This is a genomic window from Halanaerobium sp. (assembly GCF_003070835.1).
This window is the reverse complement of the sequence record NZ_QBLR01000051.1, coordinates 1-18,638: the sequence shown is the minus strand read 5'-3', so window position 1 is coordinate 18,638 and position 18,638 is coordinate 1. Positions and strand designations below refer to the sequence as shown.

The 18,638-nt window shown below is 35.0% G+C and carries 17 protein-coding genes and 2 riboswitches; of the genes, 6 read left to right on the top strand and 11 right to left on the bottom strand.

The genetic code is table 11. The features are described 5' to 3' along the window. A partial coding sequence (locus tag CI949_RS07510) for a cation diffusion facilitator family transporter (RefSeq protein ID WP_290764745.1) occupies positions 1-775 on the bottom strand: 775 nt, incomplete at its 3' end. 189 nt (positions 776-964) lie between these two features. Further along, a riboswitch (cyclic di-GMP riboswitch) is annotated at positions 965-1,060 on the top strand. A gap of 51 nt (positions 1,061-1,111) precedes the next feature. Beyond that, positions 1,112-1,188: riboswitch (cyclic di-GMP riboswitch) on the top strand. A gap of 13 nt (positions 1,189-1,201) precedes the next feature. Here CI949_RS07510 and CI949_RS07505 point away from each other — a divergent pair. Continuing rightward, positions 1,202-1,459 carry a hypothetical protein gene (locus CI949_RS07505; protein ID WP_290764743.1) on the top strand — a complete coding sequence of 86 codons (258 nt, stop codon included), beginning with the start codon at positions 1,202-1,204 and terminating at the stop codon, positions 1,457-1,459. 40 nt (positions 1,460-1,499) lie between these two features. Here CI949_RS07505 and CI949_RS07500 read toward each other — a convergent pair whose 3' ends face one another. The 4 genes from CI949_RS07500 to CI949_RS07485 all read right to left on the bottom strand — a co-directional run bounded on the left by CI949_RS07500 (position 1,500) and on the right by CI949_RS07485 (position 6,459). Then, positions 1,500-2,459, bottom strand: a complete 960-nt coding sequence (locus tag CI949_RS07500; RefSeq protein WP_290764741.1) for an HD domain-containing phosphohydrolase — start codon at positions 2,457-2,459, stop codon at positions 1,500-1,502. A 249-nt stretch (positions 2,460-2,708) separates the two neighbouring features. Further along, positions 2,709-3,170, bottom strand: coding sequence for a universal stress protein (locus tag CI949_RS07495; protein WP_108140972.1), 462 nt, complete (start codon positions 3,168-3,170; stop codon positions 2,709-2,711). An 81-nt stretch (positions 3,171-3,251) separates the two neighbouring features. Beyond that, on the bottom strand, positions 3,252-5,450 hold the full coding sequence (locus CI949_RS07490) for an HD domain-containing phosphohydrolase (protein ID WP_290764737.1): 2,199 nt from the start codon (positions 5,448-5,450) through the stop codon (positions 3,252-3,254). Between the two features lie 127 nt (positions 5,451-5,577). After that, on the bottom strand, positions 5,578-6,459 hold the full coding sequence (locus tag CI949_RS07485; RefSeq protein WP_133530174.1) for an AraC family transcriptional regulator: 882 nt from the start codon (positions 6,457-6,459) through the stop codon (positions 5,578-5,580). A 189-nt stretch (positions 6,460-6,648) separates the two neighbouring features. On the opposite strand from CI949_RS07485, the gene CI949_RS07480 reads away from it, so the two are divergent. The 5 genes from CI949_RS07480 to CI949_RS07460 all read left to right on the top strand — a co-directional run bounded on the left by CI949_RS07480 (position 6,649) and on the right by CI949_RS07460 (position 12,282). Beyond that, positions 6,649-7,566, top strand: a complete 918-nt coding sequence (locus CI949_RS07480) for a sugar phosphate isomerase/epimerase (protein ID WP_166637128.1) — start codon at positions 6,649-6,651, stop codon at positions 7,564-7,566. A 13-nt stretch (positions 7,567-7,579) separates the two neighbouring features. Next, positions 7,580-8,731, top strand: a complete 1,152-nt coding sequence (locus CI949_RS07475) for a Gfo/Idh/MocA family protein (RefSeq protein ID WP_133530176.1) — start codon at positions 7,580-7,582, stop codon at positions 8,729-8,731. Between the two features lie 40 nt (positions 8,732-8,771). Next, on the top strand, positions 8,772-9,638 hold the full coding sequence (locus CI949_RS07470) for a sugar phosphate isomerase/epimerase (protein WP_108140964.1): 867 nt from the start codon (positions 8,772-8,774) through the stop codon (positions 9,636-9,638). 36 nt (positions 9,639-9,674) lie between these two features. Then, positions 9,675-11,144, top strand: coding sequence for an MFS transporter (locus CI949_RS07465; protein WP_108140962.1), 1,470 nt, complete (start codon positions 9,675-9,677; stop codon positions 11,142-11,144). A 124-nt stretch (positions 11,145-11,268) separates the two neighbouring features. Then, on the top strand, positions 11,269-12,282 hold the full coding sequence (locus tag CI949_RS07460) for a Gfo/Idh/MocA family protein (RefSeq protein ID WP_108140960.1): 1,014 nt from the start codon (positions 11,269-11,271) through the stop codon (positions 12,280-12,282). 101 nt (positions 12,283-12,383) lie between these two features. On the opposite strand, the gene uxaC is transcribed toward CI949_RS07460, so the two are convergent. The 6 genes from uxaC to CI949_RS07430 form a co-directional block, all read right to left on the bottom strand. Then, positions 12,384-13,745 (bottom strand): glucuronate isomerase, encoded by a 1,362-nt coding sequence (uxaC, locus tag CI949_RS07455; protein WP_108140958.1) that lies wholly within the window; start codon positions 13,743-13,745, stop codon positions 12,384-12,386. A gap of 77 nt (positions 13,746-13,822) precedes the next feature. Further along, positions 13,823-14,839, bottom strand: coding sequence for a LacI family DNA-binding transcriptional regulator (locus CI949_RS07450; RefSeq protein WP_108140956.1), 1,017 nt, complete (start codon positions 14,837-14,839; stop codon positions 13,823-13,825). Positions 14,840-14,980: 141 nt separating this feature from the next. Continuing rightward, positions 14,981-15,907: an AEC family transporter gene (locus CI949_RS07445; protein ID WP_108140954.1), complete on the bottom strand. Its 927-nt coding sequence runs from the start codon at positions 15,905-15,907 to the stop codon at positions 14,981-14,983. Between the two features lie 40 nt (positions 15,908-15,947). Next, positions 15,948-16,757, bottom strand: coding sequence for an ATP-binding cassette domain-containing protein (locus tag CI949_RS07440; protein WP_108140952.1), 810 nt, complete (start codon positions 16,755-16,757; stop codon positions 15,948-15,950). A 154-nt stretch (positions 16,758-16,911) separates the two neighbouring features. Then, on the bottom strand, positions 16,912-18,531 hold the full coding sequence (locus tag CI949_RS07435; RefSeq protein WP_290764721.1) for a mannitol dehydrogenase family protein: 1,620 nt from the start codon (positions 18,529-18,531) through the stop codon (positions 16,912-16,914). 17 nt (positions 18,532-18,548) lie between these two features. After that, positions 18,549-18,638 (bottom strand): mannonate dehydratase (locus tag CI949_RS07430; RefSeq protein ID WP_290764747.1); only part of this gene is annotated, 90 nt, incomplete at its 5' end.

Genomic DNA, 18,638 nt, shown 5'->3' with positions numbered 1-18,638 from the left:
TTTTTTCAGTTAATTCTAGATCAGCTCCTCTACCGATAAGATATCCTACATTTTCCCAGGTGATTTCCCAGGTGGCTTTGAAAATCCAAAGAGCTACAATAAGACCAGCAATGGGATCTAAATATGGATGGATAAAGTGGGATCCCAGGACACCTATCAGAGCAAGAGTTGTACTTATAATATCAACCAGATTATCCCGAGCACTGGCTTGAATAGCCGGGCTATATACTTTCTCTCCAATCCCGGAAACAAGATAATACATTATATATTTTACAACAATAGCTATCACCATCACCAAAGATGTCCATCCCAGAGCTGTAGGCTCTGTTTGCCCCAGAAAATTTTGAATGCTCTGCCAGACTGCAGCAATTCCCGCAGAAGCCATAGCTGCTGCAATAAAGAGGCTGACCAGTGGTTCAAACTGACTGTGCCCCTGAGGATGTGTTTCATCAGCTGGACGCTGGGATACATAGAGCCCGATTCCCATAATTATACTGTAGAGCGCATCTGATAAGGAGTTTGCTGCATCAGAAAAGACAGCACTACTGCCTGAGAGCCAGGCCACTATTCCTTTAATAACTGCTAATAAAAGATTACCCCCAATTGCATAAATTATTGCTTTTATATATAATCTGCTCCGTTTAGAATCAGAGACATCAGTTCTCACTCGTTCAATACAGCGGCTATTATAGTATGCTGTCTTTTTCCCACATTCTTCATCCATTTCCCGTTCTCTATCTTTTTGTTGATTATCATTTGACCCTGATTTGGTCATTTTTATCGCTCCTTAACTCTACAAATTTAAATATTTTTTAAAAATAAATCTGTTCATTTTATAGGAGAGCCTAATAATAATTTAATCAAAAAAATATCTTACATAAATTATTTTTTGATTTTCAAAAAACTGAATATTGATATTTTTTCAAAATTATGCTATTCTTAGTATATAGTTTCATTGTTCCAGTCACGAAAAAGGTAACCTTTAAGCGAAAGCTAAAGGGCGCAAAGCTCTGGAGCCTAAGATCAATTTTTTGTTGATTATGGCTGCCTGGCTGCCGAAGCAGGAACAGGATTTTTGTTTCTCAAAAAAATAAAACTTTTTATTCTGTTCCTCCAGTAGGGGTAAATCCATCGGGAGATGGAGACACAAAGCCACGGGTCTCAAAAAGAGATAGCCGGGTTACAAAAGGAGGCAAAAAAAATGTTTAAAAAATCAGTAGTTTTAGCAATCGTAATGGTGATGTTAGTTTCTTTTTCAGCAGCGGTACTTGCAGAAGAGCTAGATGGTAAGGCTCCTAATAATGCAGCTGGAGTTGAAATCCTCGTCGAAAATGAAGATGGTGACAGAGAAATTCATTTTATGGATGCGGTTAATGATAAGGCTAAGGAAACTGATAAAGATGATGACAAAGGAAATCCTAATCATCCAAATAATCCGATTTTAGTCGCTGGAAAATAATTTTTTTATTTATCACCCCTACTATTAAACAGTAGGGGTTTTATTTCGAATTATTCATGATAAATTTATTTTCTGCTTTCAAAAATGCTTCTACAGCTCGTGGCGCAAACTGTTTACCCTTTTCTCTCTTAATTTCTGCCAGAGCCTCTTTTCTTGTAAGAGCCCTCTGATAGGGCCTTTCATAAACCATAGCATCATAGGCATCAACCACAGTTAAAATCTGCGCTTCAACCATTATTTCCTCTCCTTTTAAACCCTGAGGATATCCCTGACCATCAAAACGCTCATGATGTTGATAGATGATTTCTGCTGCTTTTTTAAAATGTTTGTTATTAATTTTTTTTAAAATGATTTCTTTTCCCCACTCAGTATGTTTTTTCATAATCTCCCATTCTGACTCTGTTAATCTTCCAGGTTTCTGCAATAATGATTTCGGCACTTTTGCCTTACCAATATCGTGAAGAAAGGAAGCATAACCTAAATTAAATAATTTTTCTTCACTCAAGTCAAGCTCTTTTGCTGTTAGTCTGCTTAATCGCTGCAGGCGATCACAGTGATCATGAGTTTCAGTATCTTTATCTGCAATTTTTTCATTTAATGATAGCAACTCATTGATTCTTTTCTGCTCACTGGCAAAAATAGGTGTAGACGAAATATATAGCAAAGTTACTTCAGTTAAAGTCTTAAAATATTTTTCTTCTTCACCACTTTTAGCAGTAATTGAATCTCCAGCTTCTAAAGTAATTTTTTCATCCTCAGAAGCAACAGTTCCTTCTAAAATATAAAAAAGCTCAAAACTATTCTCTTCTCCAGCTGCTATCTGAAAAGTCTTATCAGCTGTAATATGCTGTTTGATAACCTCAAGGTTGTCATTTTTAGCAATCAAGAAGAGCTGTGTCGATCTTTTTTCCACTTTATCAAGATATTCGTCTTTTCTATTTATAATAATATTGTTGGGGTTTAAAGGAAGTTTATTATTTTTACCTTCGATTTCTTCCATATTTGATATCTCCTTTTATATTGAAGCTAAATTTTAGACTTTATAGCATTTAATAACTTTATTAATATAATTATATTCTTTTTCACCAATATTATCAAACATCATTCTTTATAAATCGACATCTTTTAAATTTAGTTTTTCTACTCACTTACTCAAAACTTTTTTAATATCTAAAAACTCCCCTTTAATTAAATTATTATTAAAGGGGAGTCATAAATTCTTAACAGTTATTCAATTAAATATTTTTTCTTATTTAACAACCATCACTGAAGTCTTCGCATGTCTAACTATCTTGTCACTAATACTGCCAAGCAGGAAGCGCTCTACCTTGCCGTGCCCTTTATCAGCAACTATAATCAGCTCAAAATTATTTTTTTCTGCATAATCACAAACTTCATCTGCAGGATCACCATGAAGCAGTACTTTTTCAGGTTTAATACCCCTATCTTCAAAAAACTCAGCATCTTCATCAAGTATTTTCTGCCTCTTTTCTTTTATTGTATCTTCCTGCTGAGACATAATCTCTTCCATTGTTTCTGCAGATAGATAAGAGGCCACTTCGTTAAACTGGTTAACTGGAATCTGAGCAGATTCCGCGTAAACATGAATCAGGGTTACTTCGGCCTTTAAATCTTCAGCAAGCTCTGCAGCTTTCTTTGCAGCCTTTTGAGCACTTTTAGAACCATCAACAGCTACCAGAATTTTTCTCATAATATCGACCTCCTGTAATTATATAATTCTCTATCTACTAAAAAAGTCCTTGTTAGCTAAATAAATTATAATAAATGTAACTTAGTTAACTAATTCTGCTTCTCTTGCTGCCTTTTTATTATACTCATGAACTATCGAATATAGATATTCCTTTTCTGAAAAATTGATCGGCTGACTGTAAACTTCAACCTCTTTAATCTCACCTGAGGCTAATTGATGTTTAAATAAAAATCTATTTTTATTATTTGCTTTAGCATTTTCCATTTCTGCCTTTATTTCAGCTGGACTTAAACAGTTGATCTCTGATATCTTTTTTGACTTCAATTCAGTCCTGCTCCAGCCATAAAAGTTTTCAGCTGCTGGATTAGCATCAACTACCTGACCTGTTTCGGGGTCAATAATTAGAATAATAATATCTTCGTTTTCAAATAAGGCTCTGTATTTCTGCTGTGAATTAAAGTATTTTCTTTCTAAATCTCTAAATTCGCTTATATCCTGATAAATTATATAATACCCTGTTTTCCCTCGGGCCAGTGAAATGGGAAAACCCTGGATAGAAACTTCTACTTTTTCGCCACTACTGTCTTCTCTAAATGACCTGGCATTAACTCTTTCCCCACTTTTAACAAGCTCCATAAACTTTTCAGTCTCATCACTTTTTTCTCCAGGAACCACAACATCTTTAATGTGTCTGTCTAAAACTTCATACCTTTGATAATCAAACATATCTAAAAAATACTGATTGCTTTTTTTTATTCTAAATTCACTGTCTAAGACTACAATTCCTTCTGCACTTTCTTCAAAAAGATATTCAAAATAATCTTCGTTAAAACTGAGAGAAGATTTGCTGCTTCGGGAATCTATCGCAGAATTTTTGATAGAAAAATTCTCTTTTGATACAAGTTCTAAAAATTTATCAGCAACCTCAGGTGAAAACTGGCTGCCTCTGTTATTTTCAATCTCTGCCAGTGCCTCTTCTTTTGTTAAGGACTTTCTATAAGATCTTTCTGATCTCATTGCATCCCAGGCATCAGCAACAGCAATAATTTGAGAGACCAGTGGTATCCTGTCTCCTTTTACTCCCTCAGGATAACCGCTGCCATCCCAGCGCTCATGATGATATAAAATATATTTTGAAATATGCTTTAAAACAGCAGAATCTGCAAGAGCCTGGCTTCCCCAGACCGGATGTTTTTTAATCAGCTGATACTCTTCTTCTGTAAGTCTTCCCTTTTTATTTAAAACACTGACCGGAACTAAAAGTTTACCGATATCATGGACCATTCCTGCCCAGTAAGTATCGACAACCATTTTGCGGGAAAGCCCTAATTTTTCCGCAACCCCCGCTGCCAGATTAGCTACATTTTCTGAATGACCTTTTGTATAACTATCATAAATTTCTAAAATCTGAATTATAGATGAAATTAATTCTTTAGTGAATTCTCCCTGCAGTTTATCAAATCGCTTAAAGGCAAAAAAGGAAGAAGCTAAAGTTGCAAAAGACTGAAGAACTTTCTTGGTGGTATCTCTAAATTTGGCACTGCTTTCGGCAGCTATATCCAGAGAAATTCTGCCGACAACACTTTCATTAACATTGATATTGATAAACAGAGAATCTTTAATTTCTTTTAAAGCCTTTTCAAATTCCTCCTGATGTTTTCGCGGGATTTTATCTAAATTTATTGAATACTGCTCAGAAGTAAAAATACCTTTTTCATCATAATGAAATAAACTTTTCTGATCGATTTTTAGATTCTTTAAAATTTCAATGTCATGACCCACAGCATCAACAAATCTGCAGACTCCATCTTCTATCAGATATACCTTACCATAATCAGCTTCCGGCACAATTTGAACTGCCTGTTTTAATAAATGTGACAGAAATTCAACCTGATCTAAGTTGTTCTGCTTATCCAGATCTGAAACCAGATTAATCATTGAAATAAACTTTTCGTTTAATTCGTTCAACTCATCTAAAGACTGGTCCAGTTCCTCATTCATTGCTAGCAGCTCTTCATTATATGCAGTTAACTCCTCATTTAAAGAATTAACCTCGCTTTTTTGTTCTTTTAAATTATCAGCATAGCGTTTAATTAGTAAATAAAGCAAAACTGCAGTTGCCAGAACATAAAAGGCACCTTTAAAAGACTGAAGGATATTAAACTGCTCCAAATCACCTGTTAAAACAAGTAAAAGTCGGTCTGAAAAATATATCCAGGCAAAACCGATAATTACATAAATTATTATAATCTTATTTTCTTCTTTAAAAAAATTTTTCATTATTTATACCCCCAGCAATTTAGAACAATTAAGATCAAATAAACTGCAGTACTTTTTCTATAATTCTAGACTTAGAGATAATATCCTCTTTTGAATTAGATTAACAGAGAAAGATCTGCTTAGAAAGTTAAAGCAAACTTTTCTTTTGATATTTTGAAGGAGAAAGCCCAACTTCTTTGCTGAACTGTTTGTAAAAATGAGAGTAGTTTCCAAATTTTAATTTTTCGGCAACCATACTGCAGCTGTAATCCCGGGCCAGAAGTTCTTTCGCCTTCATTATTTTTTTATAATTAATATACTGAATAATTGAAAAGCCTGTGTTTTCTTTAAACAGGTGGGATAGATAATATTTATCTAAGTAAAATTCCCTGGCAATGTCGTCAAGACTGAATTTTTTCTCCAAATTCTTATTAATATATTCTATTACTTTAGTTATTTTTTCATTATATTCGATTGAGCCTTCATTTAATTTATCATCTTTAACAAAAGCTTTGTTTAAAAGGTACAGAAGTTGAACAAAAAGGCTTTCCAGCATAATTCCCTTACCCTTCTCCTCTTTTGCTAAATAGCTTTTAATCTGCTCATAATAACTATCGATATTATATTTCTCTGCTCTTTGAGCGGGAATCAAATTGAAATAACCGGATTTACGATTTTCAAAACATTTTAAAATATTAAAATCATCTCTATTATATTTCGAAAAATACCAGGGAGCAAAATGAGCTGTTATTCTCTCATATTCTTTTTGAGAGTTAAATACTGGTTTGTGCATTTCCTTATTATTTATTAATAAGGTATCTCCAGGCTTAACCTGATAAACATGTCCTTCAATATGATAGCTAACATCACCTTCAATAAAATAATAAATCTCATATAAATCATGAATCTGCAGTTCGTAATATTCTGCCCTTTCACCTGGTATAGTCCGTGCATAATTAATATTAAAATCCTGACTTGATATGCCCAGATTAGTAATCTCAGCTGGAAAACTTCTAATAATATTTTTCAATTTAATTTCTCCTTTTCCACTTTTAAAACAATTATATAACAAGATTTGAAATATTTAAAGCAATATAGCTAAAGATATATACTATATAATATTTTATAATAGTCTTACAATATTGAATAATTGAAATTTTAATTGAACTGATGAAAAATTATTAGCATCATCAGGTAATTTAAATGAGGAGGGATTTTATTGTATTTTTCAGGATTCGCTGATGAAGCAGCTGATTCAATAGAAAAACAAATTCAGGTTACTAAAGAATTAGGCTGGCAATATATCGAGTCAAGAAATATTGATGGTACTAATATTACTGAAATCAGTGAAGAAAAATTTGAAGATGTTTATCAAAAATTAGAAGCTGCCGGAATTAAAATTAACTGTTTTGGCAGTGCAGTTGCCAACTGGGGAAAGGATCCTCGTGATGAGAAGTCTTTTACTGAGAGTAGAGAGGAATTAAAAAGAGCTATTCCCCGAATGAAGAAACTGGGAACAAAAATGATCAGAGGTATGAGTTTTGGTATTCCCCGGGATTTAGCTCCCAGAAATCCAGAATTAGAAAAAAAGATAATTTCTGAACTCAAAATACTAACTGCAATGTGTGAAGATGCAGGTATTACCTATGTCCATGAAAACTGTATGAATTACTTTTCTCAGTCTTATCAACATATGGATTATCTCTTAAACGAAATTGATTCTCCAAACTTTAAAATAGTCTTTGATACAGGCAACCCGGTAATGGCAGATAATAAAATGGGGTCTGAGCCCTACCAAAAGCAGACCAGCTGGCAGGCCTATCAGCAGCTCAAAGATAGAATTGCTTATGTACATATTAAAGATTGTGTATTTAAAGAAGACACAGGAGAAATTTTCCCGGAGATGGATTACAAATTTGCCGGTCAGGGTGATGGCCAGGTTAAAAAAATAATTAAAGATCTCTTAGAAAATGGCTATGACGGCGGTTTTTCTATTGAGCCTCACATGGGAGCTGTCTATCATGATCAGGCTGAAAGTGGAGAAGAAAAAGCAAAATATAATACTTATCTAGAGTATGGAAAAAGATTTATGCAGCTGATGACTGAAATTAAAGCAGAAGTAAATAAAAAAAATTAAGAGGAGAGATACTATGGAAAAAGTAAGATTAGGTATTATTGGTTTTGGAACTCAGGGTTCCTATTACGCAGAATTTTTAAATGAAGGAAAAATAGAACAAATGGAGCTTGCTGCTCTCTGTGATATTGATCCTGCTAAAAAAGAAGAGGCTGCAGAAAAATATCCTGAGCTGCCTTTTTATGAAGATTATCTAGAAATGCTGGAAAGCGGAGAAGTTGATGCAGTTGTAACTACAGTTCCCCACTATCTGCATCCAGAGATGGGAATTGAGGCTTTAAAGCGAGATATTCATGCTCTATTAGAAAAGCCGGCTGGTGTTTACAGCAAACAGGTTAAAGAATTAAATGAATTTGCTGCTTCAAAACCTGATTTAACTTTTGCAATCATGTTTAATCAGCGCACAAATCCGCTTTATCAGAAAGTTAAAGAAATTGTAGACAATGGAGAAATTGGTGACCTTCGTCGAGCCAACTGGATTATCACAAGCTGGTGGAGACCACAGAGCTATTATGATCAGAGTGCCTGGAGAGCAACCTGGGGCGAAGAAGGTGGCGGTGTTTTAGTTAATCAGGCACCTCATCAGATTGATTTAATGCAGTGGATCTGCGGAATGCCTAAAAAAGTATATTCTAATGTTAAATATGGTTATCAAAGAGATATTGCAGTTGAAGATGAAGTAACCGCTTTATTTGACTATGGTGATGGAGCAACAGGCAGTTTTATTACCTGCACCCATGATCCAATTGGTACCGATCGCTTTGAGCTCTTTGGTGACAAAGGAAAAATCATCGTAGATAACAGCAAAAAAGTTACTATTAAACGCCTTGTTAAATCAGAACAGGAAATGAGCGATAATATGACAATGATGGAGGTATATAATCTGGTTCAGGGTGGAGATACCGACGAAATGTATACAGAGGAAGTAATTGAATTCGAAAGCAACTGGCAGGAACAGCATCCTAATGTTATGCGCAACTTTGCTGCAAATATTCTGGATGGAGAAGAATTGTTGGCCCCAGGTGCTGAAGGAATTAACGGGGTTACAGTGGCAAACTCTATTCATCTCTCCAGCTGGCTTGACAAAGAGGTAGAACTTCCAATTGACGAAGAATTATTCTTAGAAGAATTAAATAAAAAAATCGAAGCAGAAAAAACAAATAATTAATATAGTAATTTTGAATTGAAATTATAGAGGAGGATTTTTAATGAGTAAGGGAAAAATTGGTGTCCAAATGATGATGCTCAAAGAAAAAGTTGAAGAGATTGGTATTTATAAAACGATGCAGAAAATAGCTGAGCTAGGCTACAGTTGTGTTGAAGTTTCTCAAATTCCAATGACAGAAGAAAATGTGGCTGAGCTCAAAAGATCTCTAGCTGACTTTGATTTAGAAGTGGCAGCTTTATCTGCTAATCTAGAGCCCATGATGCCGGGAATGGAAGGTGAAACTTTAAAAGATGATTTCGATAAAATTGTAGCTGACTGCAAAAAATTAAACTGTAATTTCTTGAGAATGGGTATGCTCCCCTTAAGCTTGATGGGTAGTAAAGAAAAAGCCCTTGAATTTGTAGAAAAAGCTGATGCTGTAGCTGAAAAATTAGCTGAGCATGATATCAAACTATATTATCATAATCATCATGTTGAGTTTCAAAAATTTGAGGGTGAATACTTATTAGATATTATCAAGGATAATACTTCTCACATCGGTTTTGAGCTTGATGTCCACTGGATACAGCGTGGTGGTGAAGACCCTGTAGATTTTATTAAAAAATATGATGGAAGAGTTACACTTCTTCATCTAAAAGATTACCGGATTGGAGAGCTTGATAAGAGCAGTTTAGAAACTGGAGATATGGAGCAGTTTATGCAGGACTTTAAAGCTGTTGTGCAGTTTGCAGAAGTTGGAGAAGGTAATCTTGATATGAAAGCAATCATTGAAGCTGGACTGGAAAGTGGTTCAAAATATTTCTTGATTGAGCAGGATGACCAGTATGGCAGAGATCCTTTTGCCTGTCTTGAAACTTCTAGAGATAATCTAAAAGAATTAGGCTATGGTGGCTGGTTTAAAAACTAGAACATTTTTAAAAAAATAAAAACAGGGGGAAAATAAATGAACACTGGAAGATTAGAAACAGCAGTTGAGCCGGAAGGGAAATTTGAGTATACAAAAGCTAAAACCTGGGAGATAGCTGCCTTTGCAGCCAATAATAGTGCTACTAATGTATTTTTATTCTTAATGATGTATGTTGCCTACTATGCCTCTGGAATTGTAGGTCTGGGAACAGTTCTGGTTTCTAATGTAATTGCGGGCAGCCGCTTTTTTGATGGAATTACTGACCCAATAATTGGTCTCTTAATAGATAAAACAGATGGTAAATTTGGCAAGTTTAGACTTTTTATGATTGTTGGCTACTCTATTATGTCTATTTCTGTCTTAACTATGTTTTTTACCACTCATTTAGTTCCAGAAGCCTTTAGTTTAATCTACTGGGCTTTATTATATGTAATTTATATAATTGGTTATACATTTCAAACTGCCTGTACAAAATCAGGCCAGTCAGCCCTGACCAATGATCCAGATCAGAGACCGCTATTCTCATTATTTGATATTAGTTATACCTCACTTCTATTTTCTGGAGCCGCAGTTTATGTATCAAACTATCTGGTCCCCAAACACGGTGGCTTTACCGAAACTTTATTTTATGAATTTGGAATAACTATTATTATTTTTTCTGGAATTTTAACTGCACTGGCAGTTGCCGGAATTTGGTCCCATGACAGAACAGAGTTTTTTGGTTCAGGTGGCCAGAACAAAAAAATTGGTTTTAAAGAAATGTTTGGTATTTTAAAAGGAAACCGTCCTCTGCAGATGCTTGTTGTGGCAGCTTCTACGGATAAACTGGGGCAGAGTATTTCTGGCAATTCCATTGTTATGGTTATGCTTTTTGGAATCATTATTGGTGACTATGGAATGTATGGTAAAATGGCAATGTTAACTTTAATCCCAAGTTTAATAATTGTTTATTTTGGTACCAAATTGGCTCGTAAATCTGGTACTAAAAAAGCTTATGTAGTGGCGACCTGGCTCTGTATTATTCTCTTTAGCGGCATGTTCTTTTTGCTCTGGCTCGGAGATGCAAGTCAGATAAGCTTATCAAACTTTAATCTAATGACAATCAGCTTTTTAGCTCTCTACATTATCGGCTATGGTGTGCGAACAGTCTCTGGAGGACTGGTTATTCCAATGATTCCGGATGTAACAGACTATGAGACTTATAAAAATGATCGTTATGCTCCTGGAGTAATCGGAACCCTTTTCTCCTTTGTAGATAAGCTGATCTCTTCTTTAGCCCAGTCTGTTGTCGGCTTAGCTGTGGCAGCAATTGGTTTTACAGAGGTTTTCCCGGATATAAATACTCCTTACTCAGATGATATCTTTATGGTAACGATGTTCTTATTTGTGGGAACTCTGCTGGCTGCCTGGATTGCTTCGCTAATTGCCATGAAATTCTATGAACTCGATGATAAGAGAATGGTTGAAATTCAAGAAGCAATAGAAAAAAGCCGTCAGAGTGCTTAAACTTTAATTCTGATCTAAAACTTAAAACACTAAAAACCACAGCCTGAAATTCAGAACTCAACAAGTTAATATTCGGGCTGTGGTTTAAAAGTTTAGACTAAAAAAATTAGAAGGTGAAATATAAATGAAAAAATTGAAAACTGCAATTATCGGCTGTGGAAATATTCATCAGGTTCATGCAGATATAATCAAAAATTCGGATAATACTGAGCTGGAATATGTAGTTGATATAAAAGAAAATAGAGCTAAAAAATCTGCTGAAAAATATAATTGTAAATATTTAACTGACTATAAAGACCTACTGGATAAAAATTTGGATTCCGTCCATATCTGTACCCCACATTTTCTGCACAGCTCAATGGCAATCGATTTTTTAAACAGCGAAATTAATGTTCTCGTAGAAAAACCGCTGGCTTTAAATTATAAAGAAGCACAAAAAGTTATTAAAGCTGATCAAAATAGCAGTGCTAAATTAGGAGTCTGCTTTCAAAATAGATTTAATGAAAATATTCAGCGTGCCAGAGAAATTATTGACTCCAGTGAACTCGGTGAGCTAAAAGGAATAAAAGGTATTGTTACCTGGCACCGAGATCAGAACTATTACCTCAAAGATGACTGGAAAGGCTATTATAAAACTGAAGGGGGAGGAGTTCTAATTAATCAGGCTATACATACGCTGGATTTAATACAGTGGTTTGGAGGAGAGATTGAAGCAGTCAAAGGAAATATAGACACTAGAGTTTTAGAAGATATTATAGAAGTTGAAGATACAGCTGATGCAACCTTATATTTTAAAAATAATGCTGTTGGAATCTTTTATGCTACTAATGGTTTTTCTGCCAACAGTCCGGTAGAAATAGTTGTTGATTTTGAAAAAGGGAGTTTACGCTTATTTGGAGACCAGCTCTTTGTTCAAAAAGAAAATGAAATAAAACAGTTTAGTGAAGAAAAAGAAAGTAAATACAAAGCTTACTGGGGTTACGGCCACCAAAAACTGATAGAGTCCTTTTATCAAGCTATAATAAATAATAATAATAAAAATCTAATCAAAGCTGAAGAAGGAATCAAGACTTTAGAGCTCATTAATAAAATTAATAATTCTTCTAAAAAAAGAAAAAAATATTATCTAAACCAGTAGTTTTAATTACAAAAACAATATATTTAATAAAGAAAAACTCCTCATAAAGCTTTATATTAATCAATAAGCTTTTTGAGGAGATTTTTATATCCATTAATACTTTAAAAAAACATTTTTTTAGGTCGTCTGTAACTTAAATCTTTAACTAATTCAACTGCCAGTTCTTCTGGAACCTGACCAACTTCCACCAGCTCTCCCACATAATCTGCCAGCACTCTGCGGAAAATTTCATTTCTGGAATCATAAGACATCACTTTCCTGGAATCGGATACCATACCGGCATGTTTTGTTAATAAATCTACATTGGCAGTATACTCCAGGTTTTCTCTAATCCCAGCAGCGGTATCAGAGAGCCACCAGGCAGCCCCCATATAAAGATTTGGGAAAGCTCTTACAATTGAAGCCATTGTTGTTAAATAAACAGGATCCATACAGTAAAGTACTGAATCCAGCTCTCCATCCATTAAGTTAAATAAATATCTCAAATTATCAACAATATTTAAATCCTGTCTGCAGATATCTCCACCTGCATCAGCTCCAAGCTCTTCATCTAATTTATCACTGTAGTTTCTGACAGCACCGATATGTAAATGCATAACCCAATCTTTTTCTTTATTTAAGTCGACAAAATATTCCATTAAAAAAGCCTGGAAATCTAATACTTCCGTTTGATTAAGCTCTTCTTCTCTTGCTTTATTATATATTTCTTCTGCTCTCTTTTTAGCAACTTTTTTTGTATAAGGTGAAACCAAATCATGATCAGTCGATAAACAGCCCTGTTCTGCAAAATAATCATGAGATCCCTTTAAAGCTGCTAAAAACCCGTTAAGTGTATTGCTCTCTTCGCTATACATTTCTGTTATATCATCTACAAAGTTATTCCAGTTCTCATTTTGAGCAACTTTAAATGCAGGATCCGGACGCCAGGTGGGAAGAATTTTAATCTGATCCAGTTCTTCAGCAGCCCTTTTGTGATATTCTAGTTCAGAGCGGGGATCATCACTGGTACACATGATTTCAACCTTCATTTCTTTCAGCAGCTGCTGAGGTTTCATTTTTTCCTGCTTAAGTATTTCTTTGCTTTGATCCCAGATTTCTGCAGCAGTTTCTTTAGAAATTAACTTTTCTATCCCAAATCTTCTTTTCAAATCTAAATGAATCCAATCATAAGTTGGATTCCCTATGAATTCAGGAAAGACTTCTGCTAAAGCAAACCATTTTTCTTTATTATTTGCTTTTCCTGTTATCTTTTCTTCCTCAACTCCACATCGCCTCATTAGTTCCCAGACATAATGATCAGTTTCTGCTTCAACTTCCCAGATATCATTCCAGCCCTGATTATCAATTATTTCTTTAATATCTCCGTGGTTATGAGCATCAATAATTGGTAATTCTTTCACTTCTCTATATAATTTTTTTGCTGTTTCAGTTCTTAATAAATAATTTTCATCCTGAAAGGACATTATTATTCCTCCTAAATTTTTTGAAAGTGTTTTCGCTTATAACATCTAATTTTTTTACATTATCCAAATTAATAATTTTATAATTTCATGGTACTCTCTCTTTTTATCAATTCTACAGTAAGGGTTATGTCCTTTTCTGCTATTTCTTCATTTTCCTCTTTATTTAATCTCTCCAGTAATATCCGGGCAGAAATTTTTCCAATCTCATCAATTGGTCTGCTGATAGTTGTCAGAGCTGGACTTGAGTATTCAGCAAAATTAACATTATCAAAGCCAACAACTCCAGCCTCTTTGGGAACATTTATCCCCCTTTTTTTCAGTTCTTTTAAAACCCCAAAAGCAGCTGCATCATTGGCTGCAAAAATCCCGATCCTTTTATCTTTAAGATTTTTCGAATCTAAAAATTTAGCAATATTTTGAGCTGCTTCTGATTCTACAAAAGATGAAGAAATAACTTTATAGTCAGATTGATCAACATTATTTTCCTGCATACAATCTTTAAAACCTCGCGCTCGATCTGCAGCAGTGACTGTGAATTCAGCTCCCTGCAGGTGAATAAAATAATTATAGTTGCATTCTATGAGATGTTCTGCAGCCTGATAGCCGCCCTTATAGTCATCGATTCTAATTTTATCTATTTTATCTGATTCAAGCTCACGATCTAAAACTACCAGTGGAATATCTTTTTTTATTAGTTGATTTAAATAAGAAGAGTTTAAGGATGTTGAGGCGAGAATAAAGCCATCAACCTGCCGCTGCATTAAGTGCCGCATATATTCTTTTTCTCTTTTGGAATCCCATTCAGTGTTTCCAATTATGGCGTAATAACCAGCTGCTCTAAGCTCTTTTTCTATACTTTTAACCAGATAAGAATAATAGAGGTTGGCAATATCAGCAATTAGAACTCCAATTGATTTGCTTTTTTTAGTCACCAGCCCCTGGGCCAGCCCATTTGGAATATAATCTAGTTCATCAACAGCCTTTAAAACTGCCTTTTCCTTTTCACGTGAAACATTAGCATTCTGATTAATGACTCTGGAAACAGTAGAAATTGACACATTTGCTTTTTCTGCTACATCATTTATTGAAACCACTTTCTTTCACCTCGGTTTAATTATCCTAGTTTTTTATTTTTATACAGATTCTTAATTCTACTTCTTACAGTTGATTTTATTAAAGTTATTTTTCTGACTAAATATAACTCAAAATACAGACCTGCTAAGTGCTTAGCCTGTTTAAACTACCAGCCAGATAAACACCGGCAGAGTAACTGCCATAAAAACGATAGTTGCAAAAATTGCTGCAGAAGCAAATGCACTCTGATGCCCGTACTTCTCCATAATAACCGAAGAGCTTGCAAAAACAGGCATTGCAGCCAGAATTGTCATTACACTTCTTAATAGAGATTGAATCGGAAAAAGTCCCAGACCATAATAAACTAAGGCAGGAAATAATAAAAGCCTCAAAAAAGATAGTAAATAGACCTTTTTGTTGCCCATCACCTCAGCAAAGGTGCTTTTGGCAAGCTGTAAGCCAATGAAAATCATTGCCAGCGGCACAGTAATTGCCCCAATACTATCAGTGATATTAATTACTGCTTCCGGCATAGTTGCTCCACTGAAGACAACAACTAAACCAAGTAAAAGGCCGACAATTGGAGGTGAAAAGATATTAGCCAGAAAATGACTCTCTGCATTCTGACCGCTGTCTTTTAATAGCCAGATCCCAACAGTCCATAAGATTAGCTGCATGCCAAAATCATATAAAATTGCTAAAATCAGGCCCTGGGCTCCAAAAAGCGCCAGACAAATTGGTGCTCCTACAAAAATATTATTGCTGAAGACGGTAACAAAAGCAAACTCTTCCTGTTCTCTTCTCGAATATCCCAGACTGCGACTAATAATTAAAATTATAAAAATTGAAATCACAGTAATAATCAGTGCTGAAACCGGTACAATCAAATACTGCCTCAACCTGCTGAGATCAAAATCTCTTACTATATTGGTAAAAATCAGCGCCGGAAAGGCAATATCTATTGTCAGTTCAGCTATTCCGTTTTCTGCCGCCTGTTTAATTTTACCTGAGCGATTTAAGTAAAAGCCAAGCGCTATTAAAACTCCCATCAACAATAATTGTTCTAAAACTGGATAAAAATCAGTCATTAATCAAACTCCTCTATTTTTATAAGCTAATTTTATCTTTCTATCTCCCCATTAAGAGCAGGGCCAGCTCATTATATTCTATATCTGAAACCTCTACTGTGCCAACATTTTTGCCTTCTTTTAATACAGTTACCTGATCTGAGCTACTAAACACTTCTTCAATTTCTTTGGTAAAATAGATAATAGTAATCTCATTTTTCTTCAAAATCTGCATGAAATTAAAAAATAGTCCTTTTTCTTTTTTAGAAAGCTCCACAACTGCCTGATCAATAATAACGAGCTCTGTTCCAAATGATAGAGCCTTCAGCAGCTCCACCAGCTGTTTTTTTAGCGGACTTAATTCCTGCATTTTCTGTTCTGGATAAATTTTTACTTCCAGCAGCTCCAATAGTCTTAAAGTCTCTTCAAACATTTTTTCATTATCAATTGATTTGAAAAACAAAAATTTCTTTATGGGTTCTCTACCAAAAAATATATTTTCAGCTACTGTCATCTCAGGGAAAACTGTTGACCTGTTTCCCGACTCGCCTTTTTTGTTAAATTTAAAAATTCCAAGGGGATCTTTTTCCGGATTAACAGCAGAATACTGATTGATAAAATAAAAAGTTTTTCTCCCCAGTTCCTGCAGCTCCTGCTGGCTGAGATTCTTATTTTTAAATCTTAATTCTCCCTCTCCACAGTCACTTTCACCTTTTAAAAACTCAAGCAGCTTATTTTTGCTTTCTTCATTTTGAAAGATCACTGAATGAATACTTTTACTTTTAACCTCTATTTCAAAGTCGTCTAAATAGTCATTACCATCTCTACTGAAGTTTAAATTTTCAACCTCTAAAATACTGCCTGCTGTCATTTTAAATCACCTTCTATAAATTTTATTTTCCCAAGTTAAAACTAATATAACATAATGTTTCTGATAAATGAAGCAGATCAGCATAATTTATAAGCAAAAAGGAGCCCGATTACAGCTAACCAGGCTCCTTCATAACTATTAATCTCTTTTTTAATTACAGAAGATATTTATTTAATGTTTTTCTCACTGCACCTTCTTCTGCGATCATTTCTTTAAAGTAGCCTTCGATTTTTTCTCCCAGACCAACTTCGTAAAGGTCAACTGCCATCAGTTTTTCGTTGCTTAAGATGTTATGCAGTTTATCTCCGACAGAATCTGGATTACCAATCTCAATACCTTCTAACTGAGGTGTCAGTTCATCCAGCATTGGGTCTGAACTTAAAGGCATCTCCTTGCCCTGGTCATCTACTGCCAGCAGATATCTTAACCAGCCTGCAATCGCGAGAGGTACTACAACCAAATCTGCTGGATCTAAGTCTTCAGCATCACGGTAGGATTTAATTGTCTCGCCAAAGCGGATTGCAACTTTCTGGGAGGTATCCTTAGCTATTCTCTGAGGTGTATCAGGAATATAAGGGTTAACCAGTCTTTCTTTAACTACCTCATCAATAAAATCCTTAGGGTCAAGCACACCTGGATCTACAACAACCGGTAGGCCTTCCTTGTAGCCAATCTGTTCTACTAAAGCTCTGATTTCCTGATCTTCCATTTCTTCTGCAATTGAAGTGTGTCCTAAAAGACAGCCGTAAACTGCCATTGCTGTATGAAGTGGATTTAAACAGGTAGTCACCTTCATGGTCTCAACCTGATTTACAGTATTGCGATCAGTATAGATTGCTCCTGCCTTATCAAGTGGAATCTTACCATTGGGGAAACTGTCTTCAATAACTAAGTATTCAGGTGCTTCTGCATTAACAAAAGCTGCAATTTCTGTGTTTTTATTTGTTTTTACAATCTCTGTATTTTCAAAACCAATTTCTTTAAGTTTTTCCTGAACTTCTGGCGCTGGTCCTGGAGTGATTTTGTCGATCATTGACCAGGGGAAACCAACCTTTGATTCATCACTTAAATAACCCAGGAATTCTTTTTCTACCAGCTCATTTTCCACCCACTTTTCAGCTACAGTTAAAACTGCATCTTTTAACTTCTGACCATTATGGGAACAGTTGTCCATACTGGCAAAGGCAAAGGGATAAGCACCTGCTTTGTAGCGCTCATAGGCTAAAGCTGTTACTTTTGCCATCAGGTGATTTAGATCTCCCTCAGGTCCAGTTTTGAAATCCTCTAAGACAAAGGGGAAAAATTCACCATCCATATTATCCAGAGCATAACCTTTTTCAGTCACTGTGAAACTCGCCATCTTTAAGCTCGGATTTTTAAAGACTTCTTTAAGTTTTTCCCAGTCTTCTTCAAACTGTGAATCAGCCTTTAAACCTTCAGTAATGCTGGCCAGCAGCGTCTTATCTAAATTGCCATCAGCTGACATCTTAACAACCAGACTTAAGTTGTCTGCCGGCTGATAAACTTTATCGATAATCTCATAGTCAAAGCCTTCGGCAGCTATGATACCTGTTTCGACTTCTCCTTCATTTAGTAATTCCTGCTGCAGACGGGCGATAAAGGCTCTAAAAATATTGCCTGCACCAAAATGCACCCATTCTGGATTTTCTTTTGTGTTATCTATTAAATTCTGATAGTCAAACTGCGGTGGATTAATTCCCGCATCTTCCCACTGAGCTTGATCTTTTAATTCTTCTTTTTTAAGTGTTAACATATCTCTCTCCTTTCTTTTTACTTACTGCTTTTCTTAATTGCTTCCCAGAGTCCATTCAGATAAGTTGCTCCTAAAGCGCGATCATAAAGTCCATAACCAGGTTTTCC

Coding starts and splice junctions, on each gene's coding strand:
- CI949_RS07495 (WP_108140972.1), bottom strand. CDS start 3,170: ATGAGAAAAATTCTGGTAGCTGTTGATGGTTCTAAAAGTGCTCAAAAG.
- CI949_RS07505 (WP_290764743.1), top strand. CDS start 1,202: ATGTTTAAAAAATCAGTAGTTTTAGCAATCGTAATGGTGATGTTAGTT.
- CI949_RS07460 (WP_108140960.1), top strand. CDS start 11,269: ATGAAAAAATTGAAAACTGCAATTATCGGCTGTGGAAATATTCATCAG.
- CI949_RS07500 (WP_290764741.1), bottom strand. CDS start 2,459: ATGGAAGAAATCGAAGGTAAAAATAATAAACTTCCTTTAAACCCCAAC.
- CI949_RS07435 (WP_290764721.1), bottom strand. CDS start 18,531: ATGTTAACACTTAAAAAAGAAGAATTAAAAGATCAAGCTCAGTGGGAA.
- CI949_RS07440 (WP_108140952.1), bottom strand. CDS start 16,757: ATGACAGCAGGCAGTATTTTAGAGGTTGAAAATTTAAACTTCAGTAGA.
- CI949_RS07470 (WP_108140964.1), top strand. CDS start 8,772: ATGAGTAAGGGAAAAATTGGTGTCCAAATGATGATGCTCAAAGAAAAA.
- CI949_RS07445 (WP_108140954.1), bottom strand. CDS start 15,907: ATGACTGATTTTTATCCAGTTTTAGAACAATTATTGTTGATGGGAGTT.
- uxaC (WP_108140958.1), bottom strand. CDS start 13,745: ATGTCCTTTCAGGATGAAAATTATTTATTAAGAACTGAAACAGCAAAA.
- CI949_RS07465 (WP_108140962.1), top strand. CDS start 9,675: ATGAACACTGGAAGATTAGAAACAGCAGTTGAGCCGGAAGGGAAATTT.
- CI949_RS07490 (WP_290764737.1), bottom strand. CDS start 5,450: ATGAAAAATTTTTTTAAAGAAGAAAATAAGATTATAATAATTTATGTA.
- CI949_RS07475 (WP_133530176.1), top strand. CDS start 7,580: ATGGAAAAAGTAAGATTAGGTATTATTGGTTTTGGAACTCAGGGTTCC.